General features: G+C 41.1%; 15 protein-coding genes. 4 read left to right on the forward strand and 11 right to left on the reverse strand.

What is annotated here, in order from left to right:
- Window positions 1–188: 188 nt before the first annotated feature.
- Genes PseudUWO311_RS14465 through PseudUWO311_RS14475 form a run of 3 tightly spaced genes read right to left on the reverse strand, consistent with a single transcriptional unit; the run spans window position 189 to window position 1,460 of the window.
- Window positions 189–776 (reverse strand): Uma2 family endonuclease, encoded by a 588-nt coding sequence (locus tag PseudUWO311_RS14465; protein ID WP_142655968.1) that lies wholly within the window; start codon window positions 774–776, stop codon window positions 189–191.
- 24 nt (window positions 777–800) lie between these two features.
- On the reverse strand, window positions 801–1,187 hold the full coding sequence (locus PseudUWO311_RS14470) for a DUF1818 family protein (protein WP_142655969.1): 387 nt from the start codon (window positions 1,185–1,187) through the stop codon (window positions 801–803).
- Between the two features lie 48 nt (window positions 1,188–1,235).
- Window positions 1,236–1,460 (reverse strand): DNA-directed RNA polymerase subunit omega, encoded by a 225-nt coding sequence (locus tag PseudUWO311_RS14475; protein WP_142655970.1) that lies wholly within the window; start codon window positions 1,458–1,460, stop codon window positions 1,236–1,238.
- 434 nt (window positions 1,461–1,894) lie between these two features.
- On the opposite strand from PseudUWO311_RS14475, the gene PseudUWO311_RS14480 reads away from it, so the two are divergent.
- Window positions 1,895–2,590, forward strand: a complete 696-nt coding sequence (locus tag PseudUWO311_RS14480; protein WP_142655971.1) for a PleD family two-component system response regulator — start codon at window positions 1,895–1,897, stop codon at window positions 2,588–2,590.
- Window positions 2,591–2,630: 40 nt separating this feature from the next.
- Here PseudUWO311_RS14480 and cruF read toward each other — a convergent pair whose 3' ends face one another.
- The 4 genes from cruF to PseudUWO311_RS14500 all read right to left on the reverse strand — a co-directional run bounded on the left by cruF (window position 2,631) and on the right by PseudUWO311_RS14500 (window position 5,987).
- Window positions 2,631–3,554, reverse strand: a complete 924-nt coding sequence (gene cruF, locus PseudUWO311_RS14485) for a gamma-carotene 1'-hydroxylase CruF (protein ID WP_142655972.1) — start codon at window positions 3,552–3,554, stop codon at window positions 2,631–2,633.
- Between the two features lie 311 nt (window positions 3,555–3,865).
- Window positions 3,866–4,372 (reverse strand): hypothetical protein, encoded by a 507-nt coding sequence (locus PseudUWO311_RS14490; RefSeq protein ID WP_142655973.1) that lies wholly within the window; start codon window positions 4,370–4,372, stop codon window positions 3,866–3,868.
- Window positions 4,373–4,543: 171 nt separating this feature from the next.
- Window positions 4,544–4,987, reverse strand: a complete 444-nt coding sequence (mutT, locus tag PseudUWO311_RS14495; RefSeq protein ID WP_142655974.1) for an 8-oxo-dGTP diphosphatase MutT — start codon at window positions 4,985–4,987, stop codon at window positions 4,544–4,546.
- Complete coding sequence (locus PseudUWO311_RS14500; RefSeq protein WP_142655975.1) at window positions 4,980–5,987, reverse strand: cysteine synthase A; 1,008 nt, start codon at window positions 5,985–5,987, stop codon at window positions 4,980–4,982. Before PseudUWO311_RS14500 ends, mutT begins: the two co-directional genes overlap by 8 nt.
- Before the next feature lie 273 nt (window positions 5,988–6,260).
- Here PseudUWO311_RS14500 and PseudUWO311_RS14505 point away from each other — a divergent pair, with 273 nt between their 5' ends.
- On the forward strand, window positions 6,261–6,713 hold the full coding sequence (locus tag PseudUWO311_RS14505) for a universal stress protein (RefSeq protein WP_142655976.1): 453 nt from the start codon (window positions 6,261–6,263) through the stop codon (window positions 6,711–6,713).
- A gap of 21 nt (window positions 6,714–6,734) precedes the next feature.
- Window positions 6,735–7,070, forward strand: a complete 336-nt coding sequence (locus PseudUWO311_RS14510; RefSeq protein WP_223807585.1) for a (2Fe-2S) ferredoxin domain-containing protein — start codon at window positions 6,735–6,737, stop codon at window positions 7,068–7,070.
- 159 nt (window positions 7,071–7,229) lie between these two features.
- Here the strand turns inward: PseudUWO311_RS14510 and hepC are convergent, their stop codons facing one another.
- The 3 genes from hepC to PseudUWO311_RS14525 all read right to left on the reverse strand — a co-directional run bounded on the left by hepC (window position 7,230) and on the right by PseudUWO311_RS14525 (window position 12,068).
- Window positions 7,230–8,147 carry a heterocyst development glycosyltransferase HepC gene (hepC, locus tag PseudUWO311_RS14515; protein ID WP_142655977.1) on the reverse strand — a complete coding sequence of 306 codons (918 nt, stop codon included), beginning with the start codon at window positions 8,145–8,147 and terminating at the stop codon, window positions 7,230–7,232.
- A 561-nt stretch (window positions 8,148–8,708) separates the two neighbouring features.
- Window positions 8,709–10,913 (reverse strand): GumC family protein, encoded by a 2,205-nt coding sequence (locus PseudUWO311_RS14520; protein WP_142655978.1) that lies wholly within the window; start codon window positions 10,911–10,913, stop codon window positions 8,709–8,711.
- Window positions 10,914–10,967: 54 nt separating this feature from the next.
- Window positions 10,968–12,068: a glycosyltransferase gene (locus PseudUWO311_RS14525; protein ID WP_142655979.1), complete on the reverse strand. Its 1,101-nt coding sequence runs from the start codon at window positions 12,066–12,068 to the stop codon at window positions 10,968–10,970.
- A 280-nt stretch (window positions 12,069–12,348) separates the two neighbouring features.
- On the opposite strand from PseudUWO311_RS14525, the gene PseudUWO311_RS14530 reads away from it, so the two are divergent.
- Entirely contained in the window at window positions 12,349–16,086 is a 3,738-nt protein-coding gene (locus PseudUWO311_RS14530; protein ID WP_142655980.1) for a WD40 repeat domain-containing protein, read from the forward strand.
- A gap of 22 nt (window positions 16,087–16,108) precedes the next feature.
- Here the strand turns inward: PseudUWO311_RS14530 and PseudUWO311_RS14535 are convergent, their stop codons facing one another.
- Complete coding sequence (locus PseudUWO311_RS14535) at window positions 16,109–17,257, reverse strand: glycosyltransferase family 4 protein (RefSeq protein WP_103667768.1); 1,149 nt, start codon at window positions 17,255–17,257, stop codon at window positions 16,109–16,111.
- Window positions 17,258–17,356 lie beyond the last annotated feature (99 nt).

Consider the following 17,356-nt stretch of genomic DNA (forward strand, 5'->3'; position numbering starts at 1 on the left):
ATTAGTTGTGTAGAAAAGAAAGTCCCCTTGAGTTCCTTCCTTACGGTAGTTTTTTTTTTTTAAAGAAGAAGACGGAATACGATTTTCGCTTTAGTCTGGTGGGCTGGGAGATGTTAAAAAGAGACAGCAAAAAGAGGGGGGGGGTGAAAAGCACCGCCACTCTCTTTTGGTTTTAATCACTAAGCGGTCTAAATTCCTGCCTTCACAAAAAACTGCTCTGATGTCACTGCCAAATCAGGAAATATCTCATCTGTTAATATTCGATCTCGGCGATAAGTCTCAGGTGGGCGATCGACAAAAAACACGGTCAGACTTCGCATCGGTGGATAAACTACCCACACTCGATCAACTCCAGCATTCAAATAGTCCATCGCTTTCTGGGCTAACTGATTAAAAGTCTGTTCGGGCGATACAATCTCAATCACCAACTCAGGCAATACAGGACAAGGAGCATCCTCACGCCAATCTGCAGCAAGGCGATCATGAGAAACATATAGCAAATCAGGTACAGGAACCCAATCTTGTCCTCGTCGTTTGAGGACTACCGACCACTCGACCCTCACTCGCCCACGTCCATCACACCATGCCGAAAGCTCGACCCAAAACACAGTTGTTAAAGAAGAATGAAAAAACTTTGGTGACATTTTTTTTATGCAATCTCCTTCAAATAGTTCATAACTCCCATCAAGGTCGGGTAAGTCCAAAAACTGCTCTAAGGTGAGCTTTTGCTTTGCTTCTGATTCAGGCGTAGTTTTTTCAATAACAACAATGGTCATTTCTTCAACTCCTAGCTGTGATGATTAGCCAACGAGATTTGCGATCGCCGTGATTAAAAGAGGTACAGCCGCTGCATCCCAAAAACCTTCAAAACTTCGCTCAGTCAATAATTGTAAATGTAAAGTAAAAGCATGGGGAAACCCATTCACTTCAAGGCTTATATCTTCAGTTTCCAATGTACAACAAATTTTTTCGCAGTCCGATAGCTCGGCTGCCATAATCTGCATCGTCTCGGCAAGTTGTGATGCTAGCTTACAAAAATCTTTAAACTCACGTTCAGTTAGCTCGATCGCCCAACTGTCTGTCCCCACCAACCCCTTATACAAATCTACATCCGATCGCAGACCAATCCGCCAACCTTCACCGCTTAACAACTGCTTAGATGTATCTTGAGATGCGAAATTTAGCATAGTACTTAGCAAAGTTGACGGTGCTAAGCACCGCCAACTCTAGGGCTTTCAGTCGCTCAGAATTTCAGGCTGGGAAATTTCGTCAGACATTTCCAGAATGGCGCGTAAAATTGGCTTCATCATGCGATCGTCATAGTCATCATCTTCATAGCGTCTGAGTTTGGCTCGGTTCGCAACTTGCACAGTAATGCGATAACGATTGGAAGAAGCACTTATCAGTTCTTCGACACGACGAATAATTTGCGATGAGTCAATAGTGTATCGTTTTGCCATAAAACCGAAAGAAAATGGGTCTTTTAAGTTTAACGCGATCGCGCTCATCTTGTACTGTTCCAGAAACAGTAATTCTTAAATATAGCAATGTAAGGTTTGCTTAGGACATAAAACCCAAATAAGTAAAGGCGGCACTTCGTGCCGCCTTTACTTATTTGGGTTTTGATTTGTCTTAGCTATCTCTTACGTTGCTATAACAGCTCTTTGCGTCCAAATCCAAACCAAAGAAATTTTTGAGAGTGTTGCTTTGCAACACTCTCAAAAATTTCTTTGTGGTTCGTTTGACCTGTAATTACTTTATGAAAACAATTTTGGTGTTTTCAGCGACGCAGGCGATAAAATTGCTGGATCAGAAAATATTTCAACCAACCAAGTTTTGTGATGTAATATGATGGTCTCGCATAATAGCTATTTGGGGCGGATTCTTCAAATCCATGACTGCAAAGAAAGTACTGGTAATTGACGACAGCATCATGATCCGTAAAATGGTTAAAAGCATTTTAGCGGGCAAGTATGATGTCTTAGAAGCAAGTGATGGCAAATCAGGTTTAGATGCTGCTCGCCGAGCTTTTCCTGACCTAATTTTGCTTGATTTCGTGATGCCCAAATACAATGGCTATCAGACCTTACAAGCAATTCGCCGTGTTGAAGGATTACAAAAAGTTCCTGTGATCATGATTTCGGGACTCAAAGAGCAGGTCACCGAGCATGTTCCCGAGCCATTCACTGAATTTGACTTCCTCGAAAAGCCCTTTGAAGCCGATGTATTAGTTGCCCGCATTCAAAACTTTTTGCCCCCTGAGCCTGCTCAACAACCAGTTTCCGCAGCAACCGCCCGCAGTAGTGCTCCTGCGCCTGCAAGACAGATGCCGCGTACCGAAGAACCTAGCCTGCAAACAATCATAAATCGCCTCACCGCGACTGAGACTTTGCTAGTACAGGGGATCGAGAACTTGATTCAGCGCGAAGTTGTGGCACGATTTAATGATTTAAATACTCGGATTGATCATCAAGACAATGCGATCAATGCGTTGACTCAGCGCATGGAAAAAATCTCAGAACAAATCGATCATCAAAACAAAGGTTTGATGGTAATTTTGCGTGAGTTAAAATCTCTACAGGGCAAATAAAAAAGGGGAGGCGCTTCGCGCCTCCCCTTTTTTATTTGCTTTAACGAGTCGCGATCGTTTCTACTTTAGAAGCATCTACGGCTACTACTGGCATATTTGCAGCAGAGTTAGTGATCGTATTGTCATCTTTACCATTAGGCGTAGTCAGATAAAGCACAACAAGTGGCAAAGCGCCAACAACAATACCTAGTAATGCTGGCACATAAAACCCTGCATTAAAACTTAGGATCAACGCAAACATAAAGTTGCCTGCATACATAATCGCTGGGAAAATGATTTGCTGGCGGTTGAGAATTGGTTGATTATCTTTGCCCCAAATTAGTGAGGCAACGGTCATAAATAATGAGCCAGTTCCAAACCAACCAAAAAAGTTTTGGTAAGGCATTCCATAAAATTCGCCTGCTTGATGCCATTCCCAAAAAGGATATGGGGTCTGGCTCATGGCAGGATCAAGTACAAAGTCCCATGATGTCAGCATCAAAGCTCCAAGTGCGATCGCGGCAATTCGATAGCCCCAACCTGTACCGAAGCGCATCAAAGTTGCAGACACGAGAAAAGCGGAAAACCCCATGTAGAACCATGACAAGGGGATTGTAAATGGAACTAAGTCAGCGATTTTGTAACCTAACCCACTCAGATAGGCATAAGCACCAAAAGGAAACCCAGTACTAGTTCCTAATAACTCGCTACTTACCGACAATCCGATCGCAGGAATGCAAAATGCAAGAGTCCGCTTAAGCCCGATGGTTTGCTTACCGTAAAGAAATGCGGCGATCGCGCCAAAAATCATGTAGGATGCGCCGCCATTTTGCATTCCCCATGAAAAGACCTGCAAGCCAGCCTCGGATAAGCTTTCAATAAACTCGGTATTTGGCAGCACAAAAATTAAGCCAAATAGACCAAACACCATTGAAACTAGGTGCATTCCTAAATTAATCCATTGTGCGGGGATCGCTCGCCTCATCACGCCATTTACTCCCAGAAATAGTTGAAATTTACTCGTTTACAACATCTTGCGCTGAAACTAGAACCAAGATTTTTGTTGCAAGTGCTGCTATGCAGCACTTGCAACAAAAATCTTGTGGTTCTATTGCTCGCAAATCACTATAAGTTTGAACTTTGCTTTAAGTAACTTAACAAAAGTATAAGCTAGCATACCATTCATTTTTGAGTTTGATGTTTACAGCACTTAAACCTCTACAATTCTCATTTTGAGCCCTATTTTTGTGTTTCCAGCACCTTTGGCGCTGGAAACACAAAAATAGGGTTTTTTAGCTATTTTGCTGCCCAAATAGCTAAAAGTAAGAGGGAACTTGCGATCGCCACCCACAAAAAATTGTTAGAGCTATTGGTATTTGGTTTTTCAAGGGAAACCTCACGAAATGGCTTTTGCTCTTCTGAACTTTTACTTCTAGCGACAGGTTTAGATTGATAGGTGTCAGGTGACTGTAAAATCGGCACTTCAGAGACAACACCTTCGAGCTTACTCAATTGCGGTGCGGTCAAAATCCCCAACATATAACGCGCTGACTTTCGCACACTATTAACTGGGTGTTTTTTGAGACTGCGACATATAGCAACTGCTTCTTCTGTTTTACCAACTGCATCATAGGCATTAGCTAGCCATACGAGAATTTCGCCGCCCAAAGTAGTTTCTAAAACAGCTAAAGCACGAGCGCGTTCAAGCAGTGCGATCGACTGCTGGTAGTTACCATTCTCAAAGTTACTCACCCCTTCTTGATATAGCTGCGATGCTAGCTGTTCTGCACTGACTTCTTCCATCAGTAAATATTTTCTCCATTAGTAAAAGACAAATTTTTGCTGTTACTTGCAAGAAAATAAGATACCAATCCAGATTCCCCAGAATCAGTGGGGTGGCTCCGCCACCCCACTGGTTCTGGTTTTATATTTGGTATTTTATAAAGTCGCAAGTCCCTTAGTTACTTTGCGAAACTAGCGACAAAAATTTGACGAGCTATTTTCCTTTAAAGCTTGGACAATTTGGTAATTGGCGGCTGGCAATTGATAGTGGTCTAATTCGTCAACTGTTACCCAGCAAATTTCTGAACAGGCGATCATCTGCGGTTCACCTGACAGGTGAGTACAGTGATGCACAATCAGACTTACCCGCAGAGTTTCATATTCAAAATCGACTGTAATCAAATGATCGCCAACTTCAACATCGATCGCTAGTTCTTCTTGCAACTCACGCTTGATGCATTCCGCCGCAGTTTCATGTCCATCAATCTTGCCACCAGGAAACTCCCAATATCCTGCCAGCTCACCCTCAGGTAAACGGCGATCGATTAAGATACGACGGCGATCGCGATCCCAGACCACACCAACACCAATACATCGATACTTTTTAGCAGTTAATTCAGTCATCAAATTAGTCATCCATAAATTCCAAGCCTTTAGACATTGGAGTTAGACCTTTTTCTGCTAACCATTCTGGGTTATACATTCGGCTCTGATATCGACCGCCACCATCACAGAGAATTGTCGCGATCGTGTGACCTTTACCAAGTTTACGTGCTAGCTTTACAGCTCCAACTACGTTTAGTGCTGCCGAACTACCAACAAACAAGCCATCGTGCTTTAGCAAATATTGTGACATCTCAATTACTTGCTGGTCAGTTCCTTGAAAAGCTCCATCTAATCTAGCTCGATTAAAATTTGCTGTTGCTCTGTTAATGCCAATACCTTCTGTAATTGAATTACCCTCAGCCTTAAATTCACCCGTCGTCATATAGCTATACAGCCCTGAACCAGTCGGGTCAATTAAATAAGTTGCGATCGCAGAATTTTGTTCTTTAAGGTAAGCTGTCACACCACCGATCGTGCCACCTGTGCCAGAGGACATGACAATCCCGTCTAGATCGCCGTCAGTCTGACTCCAAATTTCAGGAGCAGTCGCATAGTAATGCGCGTCAGAATTAGACAAATTCTCAAACTGATTTGCCCAGAAAGCATTTTCAACTTCTTCTGCGCGTTTTCGGGCAACATGATAGTAATTATCAGGACTAGAGAAAGGAGCAGGATTAGTTAGCTCAACTTGAGCACCCAAAGTCTTGAGCAAATCAATTTTCTCTTGCGATTGATTGCTGGGCATCACAATCACACTACGATAACCTCGCGCATTAGCAACAAGAGCTAGTCCAATGCCAGTATTACCTGCCGTCCCTTCCACAATTGTGCCGCCAGCTTTGAGTGTTCCCGCTTTTTCAGCCTCTAACACCATAAACAAAGCTGCCCGATCCTTAACGCTACCACCTGGATTCAGAAATTCAGCTTTTCCTAAAATAGTGCAGCCCGTTGCTTCTGAAAGAGACTCAATTTTAATCAGGGGCGTATTACCCACAGAGTTAGCAAAACCAATACGAATATCGCGTGTCATGGAATATTACAAGAAATGAACTACAGCAAAGATTTACAACTTGTTTATTAACTTCAGTATATTTGGGTCTGTAATTAGTTATATAGATATTTGCAAATTTGAGTTTTCTCGGTTTATTGCAGTTACACATATCATTTATTGCAAATAAACGCGCTAGGTTAACCAAATCTTGAAAATTAAAATTGGCGATCGCTATATATGCAAAGAATGCATTACTTACCAAGCATTACAGATGCATTACAGACAATATAAGTTCTATATTACGGTAACCATATGAAATTCTTAGTTCCTATTGATGGCTCTCAAGCTAGCGAAAATGCGCTTGCGAAAGCCTTGACCTTTGCTAATCCTCTAAAAGCCGAAATTGTTTTGCTGACAGTTGTTGAACCACTTAGCAGCTATATCCCTGAAGTCATGCTGCCCACTGGTGATTGGGTTGGTTGGCGTGGACTTCCTGACATTGAGCTAGAGCGTAAAATTTTGAGCGCAGGTCAAGCCTTGCTCCAAAAAGCTCAAGACACTTGTCAAGCTGCCCAGGTGGATAGTCGTACTAGGTTAGAAACAGGTCAACCTCGTGATGTAATTTGCTACGTGGCAAAAGAGGAAAGCCCCGATTTAGTAATAGTGGGATCGCGAGGATTGGGGTCAGTTGAGCGGCTGATGCTAGGTAGTGTCAGTGATTATGTTGTACACCATTGTGCTTCACCAGTTTTAGTCGTGCGCTAAAATTTAAGAAGACTAAGAGTATTGCTTGGCAATACTCTTGACCTATACCAAAAAACTGCCGCTACCTTGGATAGTTTCCCCATCCGTCAAGTTCTTGTTTGTCAACATCGCACCTGTACAAAAGATGGTGCGGCTAAAGTTTTGACAACATTTCAACAGCTAAAAATTGCAAATGTAAGTGTAGAAGCTTGTGGATGTCTAGGACTATGTGGCTCTGGGCCAATAGTTGTCGTGTTACCAGATAATGTTTATTACTGGCGAGTTACCCAAAAAAAAGCTCAGGCAATCATTGCAACACACTTACTTGGCAATTTAGAGATTCCATCAATGATGCATCCTCGACTACATCCAAACTAAACAACAAGGGTGCGCCGATTTGCGGCGCACCCTTGTTGTTTGGGTTAGAAAAGCCCACATAAATATGGGCAAACTTGATAACAGAATTGACAGAAATCATATGTTTCGAAAATCTGTTGATATCTTTCACTCAATTCATAATCTTAAAAAACAAAAACTTTAGTAAGCTCCAAATCCAGACAAAACCTTAGGAACGGTCATTAACAAAATTTTTAAATCTGACCACAAAGACCAGTTACGAAGATAATTTAAGTCGCAATCAGTAACAGCATCTAAATCAAGCATTGTTGAACGAGCGCTAACTTGCCAAGCCCCTGTTACGCCTGGTAATGAATTTAGTCTTCTTTTGCGATCGCCATTAATACGCAAAGCATCATACAAAGCCCAAGGACGTGGTCCTACGAGACTCATCTCTCCACGCAAAACATTGAATAGTTGAGGAAGTTCATCAAGACTATACTTACGCATCCAACGACCAACATTAGTAATCCTTGGATCATCTTCACACTTATGAAGTCCAGTTTGACCACTCATCACCAGATGATGCAATTTATCAGCATCGGTAATCATGGTACGAAATTTAATGATTCTAAATAATTTGCCACTTTCTCCAATACGCCATTGATGAAAAAATATTGAACCACTTGAGCTACTTGCAATAATCGCAGCTAGTGAAATCATAACGGGACTAAGAATTAAGAGAATTGCAAAAGCCGCTAACCAATCCAAAGCTCGTTTTATATTCCAAGTAATTGGATTATTGCTTTGTGGTAGTTCATCTGCATGAGGCAAATTCAAAAATACAGCTTTCTCAGATCTAAAACAGACATCAGCTAAATTCTTAAGTTCAGCTTCTCCAAAGTCAGGTTCAACCCTAATTAATTTAACTGTAGACTGGCTATTCTCAACAGATCTTTGATTAATCATAGTAGATTTATATATACTCAAAAGTGTATATAAATCTATAGAGATTTTGATTTGCTTAAATTTGAACGTTAAATCAGACATATAAGAAATTAATTTGGGGTGATCAGCCAGTTCTTTTATTTGCACTTTACTTACAATAAAACTAGTCATTTCTTCCCTCTCTATTACTTCTAGGTCTTTGCAATATCAACCTACTGAGCTTAGATCTCAAGAATTTGATTTTAACAACGAATAACCGAATTTTTCGTTGTTAACTTTTAAGGCATACACTGTTTTTTAATATACATACTTATCTGTCAATTCTATTTACATAGCAACTACTAGAAGTTAGCAAAAGGTCATACCAAAAGTTATATAAAAGTTATATTCGAGGGTTACATTTTCTAGAGTTCTCAAACAAACAGCTATCACTCAAAGCAAAGGCTAGCATTTTGAGAATTAGCAATAGCAATCCTAAACGGAAAGAGACTGCCCCTGCGAAGCAGTCCCTTTCCTTAGAAAAATCAAAACCCAAAAATTGGTTGGCGGCTCTCCGCGCCAACTAATTCTTGGGTTTTATGTCCTAGTACACTTGGCGATAGCTATAGATGAAGATGAATATAGAAATAAAACTGCTTAATAACAAAGCACAAAATGGCGTAGCCATTTTGTGCTTTTAAAACCCATGCAGGGAAATGATTCGAGCAGATTGTATCTTTTGGGATTTAAGTCTTAAACTTTTAAGAGATCCTCATCACCAATACCAACTGGGTTGTAACTATGGGGTAAATCTTTAACTGCATTAGCAATCACCCCGATTAAATTTAGCTTTTGGAGAATAGAGATAGATTGAGAAAATTCACCGCGAGTAATCCGATCAATACGAGCCACTGAAACCACACCACCACAGCAAGAGGCTATTTGAATTGTATCGACTGTGCCGAGAATTGGAGGCGAGTCAATAATTACAAGGTCATAATCCTGCTCAAAACTGGTGATCAACTTTTGCATCCATTCAGAACTAAGCAAAGTCACTGAATCACTAGGAATTGGACCAGCCGTAAGAATATCAATAGCTGAGTTGGATGATTGGATCACATCTTGGCTATCTACAGTACCTTTACTAGAAAGTAATGTTGATAGACCTCGTTCATTAGGTAAATTAAGTTTCTTATGTAAAGAAGGCGATCGCATGTCTGCGTCAATTAGTAAGACACGTTTGTGCAAACGTGCAGCACTAGTGGCAAGCCCAAGAGCAATAGTGGATTTACCCTCACCAGGAAGAGCTGAGGTAATTACTAGCGATCGGACACTTATTTCTTTAGAAAAACTATTAAGCTGAATATTTTTATAAATTACATCTAGCCCCTCTCGAAAAGGTAACCACTGGACAATCTCCACAGTAAGCGGCGAAACAGATTGACCTTTAAGAAACTGTGGCATGAAGCCAGAGCTAGATTCTTCAGCCTGCAAATATTCGGGAGTCATGCCCAGTAGGGATAAAGAAGCTATTTGCTGCTCCAAATCATTATAAGTATGCATCGTATCGTCTTGCATATCCCTAAAAAAAGCAGCCATACCACCAATAAAGAGTCCTGCTACCACACCTAGCAATAGGTTGCGGCGGAGTGACTCAGCAGCATCAGTAGAACCCAGACTAGGTTCCTCAACAACTTGCCAATCAAAGCCACCACGAGAAATTTCAAGGCTTAGATCTTGACGATTTTTGAGTAATGTTTGCAATGTGTCTTGCTGAACTTTCAATTTAGGTATTAAGGACTCATATTCACCAAGTAATTTAGGTAAACGCTTAATTTCAGCTTTTAAAACTTGTTCTTGAGATCCCAAAGAATCAAGTCGAGATTGCGATAAAGTAATCTGAGTTTGGGTTTCTGCAATCTGGTTTGCTAGAGTTATATCAATACTACTGAGCTGATCAGTATTCCATTTAGGATAATTTGATAAATTAGTATCTCCTAAAATACTTCTTCTTTCCTCTTCAAGACTATTCTGCTGCTGACTAAAACGTAGCTCAAGGGCTTCAACAATAGGACTAGCAGATTGAAATCTAGCTTTTTCGCGATTTAATGCAACTTCTATACCTTGCATTTCTAGGACGAGTGCTTGATATCGTGGCGACTGATTCAAACGGGTAAGTAATATTGCATCCTGTGAAGACAAGTTAAGGTTTTGTTGCAGAGATTCTAGTCGAGTGACAGCTTGATCAAGTTCTAATTTAGCAGTGCGTTTTTGTTGATCAATCCCATTCAGTGCTGCTGTAACTTCGGTTACTCGCTGTGTCACATCAAACAGATTGTTCTTGCTACGAAATGATTCGATTGATTCAGAAACTTCAGAGATGCTTTTACGTACATTATCTACTTGCTCATCTATACCTGCTAAGCCTTTCTGTAAACGCTTTTCTTGTTGTTCGCGGTTGTAGTCGGTGTACACTTTTTGAAAAGCTCTTAAAACCTCTCTAGTTTTTAGAGGATCTAAGTCAGTGTAAAGGATTTCAATAATTTTGGTTGGCTCTTGTTTTTCTCCCAGCATACCAATTTTTAAGGTTTGCAGATCCGTACCAGTAATACCTGGATATTTATCGTTTAGTAAAGTAGCAGCTTTTTGAAATAATGCAGAGCTTTTCAACAACTGTAGTTGAGTTGCATAGTCAATCTGGACATTTGAGTCAAGATTTAAGGATGAAGTTCCAGCTGCTTTGGTGTCAGTCTTATAAGTTGATTCAACCAATAGGCGCATGGAGCTGGTGTATTTGGGCTTAGAGATAATGTTTATAGAAACGGCAATTACTAGCCCCAAACTTATGCCGCCCAAAAGCCAAAAACGTCTACGGGAGAGAACTGCAAAAATTTTCCCATAACCTGGATCTTGCTCAGCGAGAACTGGAGCTGTTTGATTAGCAGCATTGATATTCATAGGGTTTCACTTCTTAATAGTTCCAGTAATAAAAACTCTTCTTTTTTAGTTAAGTTATTTCTTTATCCCTCTGCTGATACAGATTCCCTCTACGATCTGATCAACTTTTTTGAAGAATACCAACTCGGAAAAGTTAGAGATTGCATGTTCTCGGATTTTGGCGTAGTCCCAATCTACTTTTTGTGCTTTGATTATGGCATTTTTTAATGACTCCGCAGTTTGTTGTTCAAACAAAATACCTGTTAGCTCTGATATTTGCGTGTCCATGACACCACCAGCGCCATAAGCAATTACAGGTGTACCGCTGGCATTGGCTTCAATAGGCACAAGCCCATAATCTTCTAAAGCCGCAACAATTACAAATTTTGCCTTTGACATGAGATTGCACCGATCGCGATCGCTAACATGACCAAGAAATTGAATATTGGGACGCGCTCTTGCCTGTAATTGTTTCGTTTCAGGGCCTACTCCTGTAATTAGGAGAGGTAGATCTAGGCTATTAAATGCTTCGACAATTATATCAAGACGTTTGTAACTAAGATGTCGCGAGGAGACAAGACAGTAATCATCTTTTTGATCTGAAAAGGTAAATCTACAGTCATCGATGGGATAGTTTACAACTACAGCATCTTTTTTGTAGGTTTCTCGAATTCGTTTGGCAACTGTGGTGGAATTAGCGATGTAATAATCTGGTGATTGCGCATAAAAGATATCTTGTTTTCGCATTCTCTGAAAGACTGTCTCAATTAGAGGCTTTAAAAAGCTGTATGCACCATATTCTCTCAAGTAAGTATTAGTGTCCCAAAGGAACCGGGTAATGTTGTGGCAAAAGCAAATATGCACTGCATCAGAGCGCTTTTGTACTCCTTTAGCAAAGCTCGCACTACTACTAAGAATCAAATCATATTTCTGAAGATCAAGTGCGTTAAATGCACTGTAATAAAATGGCGCAAACAGACGAAAGTATTTACGAGTTGCAGGAATATTTTGTAAAAATGTAGTGTGAACTAGGCGATCACCTAAATCAATGGTATTTTGGCGATCATGAACAGAAGTATACAGATCCGCATCTGGGAAATGTTTGCACAAAAGTTCAAATACCCTTTCAGCACCACCACGTTGCGTAAGATAGTCATGGACTAAAGCAATTTTCATTTAATTTTAATTGGACTGACTAGGGTTACGAATTTCAAAAAGCAATATTCCCACAATTCTCATTATAAAAATTGGTTTTGATGAAAGTCTGCCCACGTAGACGTTCATCAAAACCAATTTTGGTATGTTCAGCTCTTACAGAACAGAACATACCAAAATTGGTTTCATAATTTAGAGTTGACAGCAATATTCTCAACAAAATACAACAAAGCATAAAACGTCTTAGAATGACAAGAGTGAAGTTATATAAAAGTTATATTTATATCTTTAAGGCGCATCTATGACGGCTGATGAGGCGGTAACATTTATAGAGTTGTCGTTAAAAGAGCGCAGTCTGTCTCGAGTTGAGCAGTCTGTCTTTCTTGGGGTATGGCAGGGTTTGTCTTATTCTGAGATTGCTAAGCAGACTGGTTATGATGCAGGCTACATCAAGCTAGTCAGCCATAAACTTTGGCATTTATTAACTGAGACTTTTGGCGAGAAGGTAAGCAAAAGTACGGTGCAAAATGTAATTCGCCGTCAAATACAAAAGAAGCAATTTGATTCTCCCACGACTGCCCCTAATTTACAGGGTTCGGCAAGCAGTCATCAAGACTGGGGCGAAGTAGTCGATGTTACTTTTTTTTATGGTCGTAAATCCGAGTTAGAAATCCTTGATAAATGGATTGATCATGATCGCTGTCGGTTGGTAGCACTTTTGGGCATGGGTGGATTAGGTAAAACGGCTCTGTCTGTTAAATTAGCTCAACAGTTGCAAGAGAAATTTGATTTTGTGGTGTGGCGATCGCTAAATAATGCCAAAACACCAAGCGAAATGTTGGCTGCTGTGATCCATTTCTTGTCTCAGCAGAGAGAAACTCCCGACACCACTGATACCAATGCCTTAATTTCACGATTAATGGAATACTTACAGCGATATCGTTGTTTGTTAGTGTTGGACAATTTTGAATCAGTCTTGAGAGATGAGGCACAAGCTGGAGCTTACCGCAAGGATTATGAAGGTTATGGCGCTCTGTTAAGAAGAATTGGGGAGGTCGCCCATAAGAGTTGCGTGGTGATTACTAGCCGAGAGATGCCTGAAGAAGTCGCAACTTTAGAGGGAGATATTTTACCAGTGAGAGCCATGCTGCTGAATGGATTAGATGAATCCGCAGCAGAACATGTCCTCGAAGCTAAGGGGATTAAAGCTATAGCGGGCGATTTGCATCGGTTAGTGGACTGGTATCGTGGTAATCCCCTAGCGCTAAAGATCGCCGCAACTTCGATTAAGGATCTTTATTCGGGTAGTATTAATCGGTTTTTAGAGCAAAAGACGATTATTTTTAGTGGGATTGGAAATCTGATTGAGCAGCAGTATCAAAGACTTACTGCCCATGAGAAACAAATTATGATCTGGTTAGCAATTAATCGTGAGCCAGTCCAGCCAAATGAACTACGCTCAGATATTGTGCCAACGATTGAGCAAAATCATCTAATGATGTCTTTGCGATCGCTAAAGAGACGTTCGTTGGTAGAACATACAGCCGCAGGATTTACACAGCAACCTGTAGTTATGGAGTTTGTCACCAACTTATTGATTGAACAAATTTATCAAGAAATCACTCAAGAGCATCCTCTCGGCATTTTACCAAGTATCCAATTAAAGCTAAATCGGCAACTTTTCTATTTGCGCCACTATGCGTTGATCAAAGCAACCACCAAGGACTATGTTCGCCAAAGTCAAATCCGTTTGATTTTAGAACCTCTTGCTACCAAGCTTTTAGGACGTTTGGGCAGCAAGCAAATGGTGGCTAAAGAGCTATTACAGAGCCTTGAAGAGTTACGCAGACGCGAACTACGCCCTGAAGGTGAACTTAAATCAACTTTTGGCTATGGTGGCGGCAATATAATTAATTTGTTATGCAATCTTGGCATCGATTTAACAGGAATTGACTTTTCTTATTTAGCCATTCGTCAGGCTTACTTGTCTGAGGTCAAATTACATCGGGTTAACTTTTCTCAAACTGCTGTCATTAAATCGGTATTTGCGGAGGTAATTGGTGGTGTGCTGTCAGTAGCTTTTAGTGCTAATGGCAAATTATTAGCGATCGGAGATACTAAAGGCGATATCCATCTTTGGCAAGTCAGTGATGGTAAGCCAATACTGACTTATCGAGGACATAAAGGATGGGTGGTTTCTGTAGCTTTCAATCCTGAAGGAACAGTTTTAGCAAGCAGTAGTGTTGATCAATCGATCAAATTATGGGATGTCTCAACAGGTGATTGCCTGAATACTCTGCAAGGATATATTGGTGCAGTTATGTCAGTCGCCTTCAGCCCCGATGGCATAACCTTGGCTAGCGGCCATGCCGATCGCACGGTAAGACTATGGAGATCGGGGCAAGCTATTAAAATTTTGCATGGTCACGAAGATATTGTCGAAGCTGTTGCTTTTAGCTCAAAAGGGAATCTACTAGCAAGTAGTAGTGATGATTGCACGGTAAGACTGTGGGACATTGATACTAGTGAATGTTTACAAATATTTGAAGGTCATGAAGATATTGTCTGGTCGATCGCCTTTAGTCACAACGGCAATGTACTAGCTAGTGGTAGTGAAGACAAAACCATTCGCCTATGGAATGTGGAAACTAGTAATTGCATAAAAACCTTAACAGGGCACACCCATACTGTTTTTGCTGTGAGTTTTAGCCATGATGGTTCAACACTTGCCACGGGAAGTGGCGATCGCACAATCCGTCTTTGGGATCTGAAGACGGCTCAATGCTTTAAAACCTTATCTGGACACAACCATTGGGTGCGTTCAGTTGCCTTTCATCCTGATCGCTTAGTCCTTGCAAGTAGTAGCGGCGATGAAATGGTAAAACTTTGGGAAATTGATAAAGGTTTATGTATGCGGACTTTTCAAGGTCATACAGGACGATCATGGACAGTCAAAGGTAGCAATCAGAGTGATACCGATATATCAGGCAATATCTCTAATGAGCATCTCCTGAATCTTTGGGAAGTCACATCAGGAAAGCAGTTTCGGATTTTGCAAGGTTATACCAATGCTGTGCGCTCCGTTGTCTTTAACTTAGAGCAAAGCCTGCTAGCTAGTGGTGGTGACGACTCGATTATTCGTCTTTGGGATATCCAATCAGGTCAATGCATTCGAGCTTTGAATGGTCATGCAGGGCATGTTTGGCAAGTTGCCTTTAGTCCTATAGGTACATTACTTGCCAGTTGCGCGGAAGACTGCACGATCAAACTATGGGATGTTAGCAGCGGCAATTGCCTAACCACAATTACCGAACATCCTGATTTAGCCCGAACTTTAGTATTTAGCCATGATGGGAAATTGTTGGCGACTGGTGAAACCAGTCGAGTAATTAAACTTAGAGATATTATCACTGGTGAATGTTTACTTATTCTCCAAGGTCATACATCGGCAATCTTGGCAATCGCCTTTAGCGCCGATGATCGTTATCTGATCAGCAGCAGTCGTGATAAAACAGTAAAAATTTGGGATACCCAAACAGGAGAATGCCTCCAAACGCTGGATCAACTTACCTCATTTGCTTCAAATATCACATTTATGCCAATGCAACCCAATATGGTTTTTGGCTGTGGGGAAAGATTTATCTATCGTTGGAATATCAAAAGTGGTGAATTTATCCCTGAATTTATAGGTCACGATGGCAATGTCTTGACAATTGCCGCCGATCCCAAAGGGATGTTGTTGGCAAGTGCTGGCGAAGATGCCCAAATCAATATTTGGAACTGGCAAACTGGCGAAGTGATGGGCACTTTAGTTGGACATGTTGGCACGATTTATGCAGTGTCATTTTCTCCTAATGGCGATCTGATTGCTAGCAGTAGTCGTGATGAAACAGTCAAACTCTGGGATGCTAAAACAGGTAAATGCATCAAAACCTATCGTGAACCACGTCCATATGAAGGTCTAAATATTACTGAAGCCACAGGTTTAACTTCTGCCCAAAAAGCTAAGCTACTTGCCCTCGGTGCGATCGAAGAATAATAGGTAGTTTCACGAATCGAGACTATCTATTATTTGATTTGATAACTTGCTCATACACAGATCTCATTTGCGTCGCAATTACTTGCCAGTCATAATTTTGCTTAACATAGGTTTGGCATTCTTCCGCACTCGGAATTTTTCGCTGTCCAGACAAGGCTTCGCTAATCCCCTGAGCTAATTGATTGGTTGTGCTACCTTCCAAGACAAGATCGGGAGAAAATGGCAGCAAAATTTCAGGAATACCGCCAATCGGTGTCCCTAATACAGGCGTACCCGCTGCTAAAGATTCAATTACGATTAGTCCAAATCCTTCCAGTGATATTGTTGGCACAATTGATAGTTCTGAGGCACGATAAGCGATCGCAAGGTCTTGATCTGGCACAAATCCTAATAGCTGCACATGATCCTCCAATTGTAATTCTTGAATCTGCGATCGCAGATTCTCGGCGATCGCTCCTTTGCCAGCAATAAGTAGTAATACATCAGGATGTTGCTTACGCACCAAAGCGATCGCGGCAATCAAATTCTCCAAACCCATGCGCTGAACTAATCGCCGTACACAGAGGATAATCCTCCGATCCTTCTGCCAGCCTAGTTTTTCTCTGGCTTGAGCGATCGTCAAATCTAGATTAAATTCTGCCGTATCAATTCCCCCACCAACGATAAAAATCTTTTCTAACGGCACATTATAGGTTTTATGTAAAACTTGCCGAAATGATTCTGACAAAACAATAAATCCATTTACCCTTCGATAAACGAGCTTCTCGACTGCCCATTTACCCCAAGTCGATAATCGTCCTCCGCCTTCAGCTTGACTCTCAAGTGCCCAAGGCCCGTGAAAATGCATCACTAAAGGCAATTTGCCTAAGCGATCTAGTAGAGGCAATGTATACAAAGCAAAGTGTGATGCTACCAAATCAAATTCAGAATTCGCTATGGCATGATTAAAGGCTTTTCTCACACCTAGCGATCGCTGCCATGTTGAGCTATTTGTCGATGCAAATGTCTGCACTTTCCCACCTGAACTTTGGAAAATGCGATCGGAGCCAGCCACCAGACCATTAACCTCAACGCCAACTCTGGGCAGATAGTTTACACAACCGTAATAAACACGAGCTAATCCTCCTGCTTCTTCTAAAAACCAGCTTGTACCTAGCTGTAATGTTTTCATAAAAATTTATTAACTATTGACATCTCTACATACAGCAATTCTAAATGGTTTCTAGAAGAGCATAACCTTCGGCAGTAATCTTCCACAAACTTATGGAAA

Origin of the sequence: Pseudanabaena sp. UWO311 (genome assembly GCF_006937785.1) — a bacterium.
GTDB lineage: Bacteria > Cyanobacteriota > Cyanobacteriia > Pseudanabaenales > Pseudanabaenaceae > Pseudanabaena.

Excerpts from the sequence above, each read along its gene's own strand:
- PseudUWO311_RS14480 (WP_142655971.1), top strand. The coding sequence starts at position 1,895 with ATGACTGCAAAGAAAGTACTGGTAATTGACGACAGCATCATGATCCGT.
- hepC (WP_142655977.1), bottom strand. The coding sequence starts at position 8,147 with ATGACTAGTTTTATTGTAAGTAAAGTGCAAATAAAAGAACTGGCTGAT.
- PseudUWO311_RS14530 (WP_142655980.1), top strand. The coding sequence starts at position 12,349 with ATGACGGCTGATGAGGCGGTAACATTTATAGAGTTGTCGTTAAAAGAG.
- PseudUWO311_RS14490 (WP_142655973.1), bottom strand. The coding sequence starts at position 4,372 with ATGGAAGAAGTCAGTGCAGAACAGCTAGCATCGCAGCTATATCAAGAA.
- cruF (WP_142655972.1), bottom strand. The coding sequence starts at position 3,554 with ATGAGGCGAGCGATCCCCGCACAATGGATTAATTTAGGAATGCACCTA.
- mutT (WP_142655974.1), bottom strand. The coding sequence starts at position 4,987 with ATGACTAATTTGATGACTGAATTAACTGCTAAAAAGTATCGATGTATT.
- PseudUWO311_RS14465 (WP_142655968.1), bottom strand. The coding sequence starts at position 776 with ATGACCATTGTTGTTATTGAAAAAACTACGCCTGAATCAGAAGCAAAG.
- PseudUWO311_RS14535 (WP_103667768.1), bottom strand. The coding sequence starts at position 17,257 with ATGAAAACATTACAGCTAGGTACAAGCTGGTTTTTAGAAGAAGCAGGA.
- PseudUWO311_RS14500 (WP_142655975.1), bottom strand. The coding sequence starts at position 5,987 with ATGACACGCGATATTCGTATTGGTTTTGCTAACTCTGTGGGTAATACG.
- PseudUWO311_RS14505 (WP_142655976.1), top strand. The coding sequence starts at position 6,261 with ATGAAATTCTTAGTTCCTATTGATGGCTCTCAAGCTAGCGAAAATGCG.
- PseudUWO311_RS14525 (WP_142655979.1), bottom strand. The coding sequence starts at position 12,068 with ATGAAAATTGCTTTAGTCCATGACTATCTTACGCAACGTGGTGGTGCT.
- PseudUWO311_RS14475 (WP_142655970.1), bottom strand. The coding sequence starts at position 1,460 with ATGGCAAAACGATACACTATTGACTCATCGCAAATTATTCGTCGTGTC.
- PseudUWO311_RS14470 (WP_142655969.1), bottom strand. The coding sequence starts at position 1,187 with ATGCTAAATTTCGCATCTCAAGATACATCTAAGCAGTTGTTAAGCGGT.
- PseudUWO311_RS14520 (WP_142655978.1), bottom strand. The coding sequence starts at position 10,913 with ATGAATATCAATGCTGCTAATCAAACAGCTCCAGTTCTCGCTGAGCAA.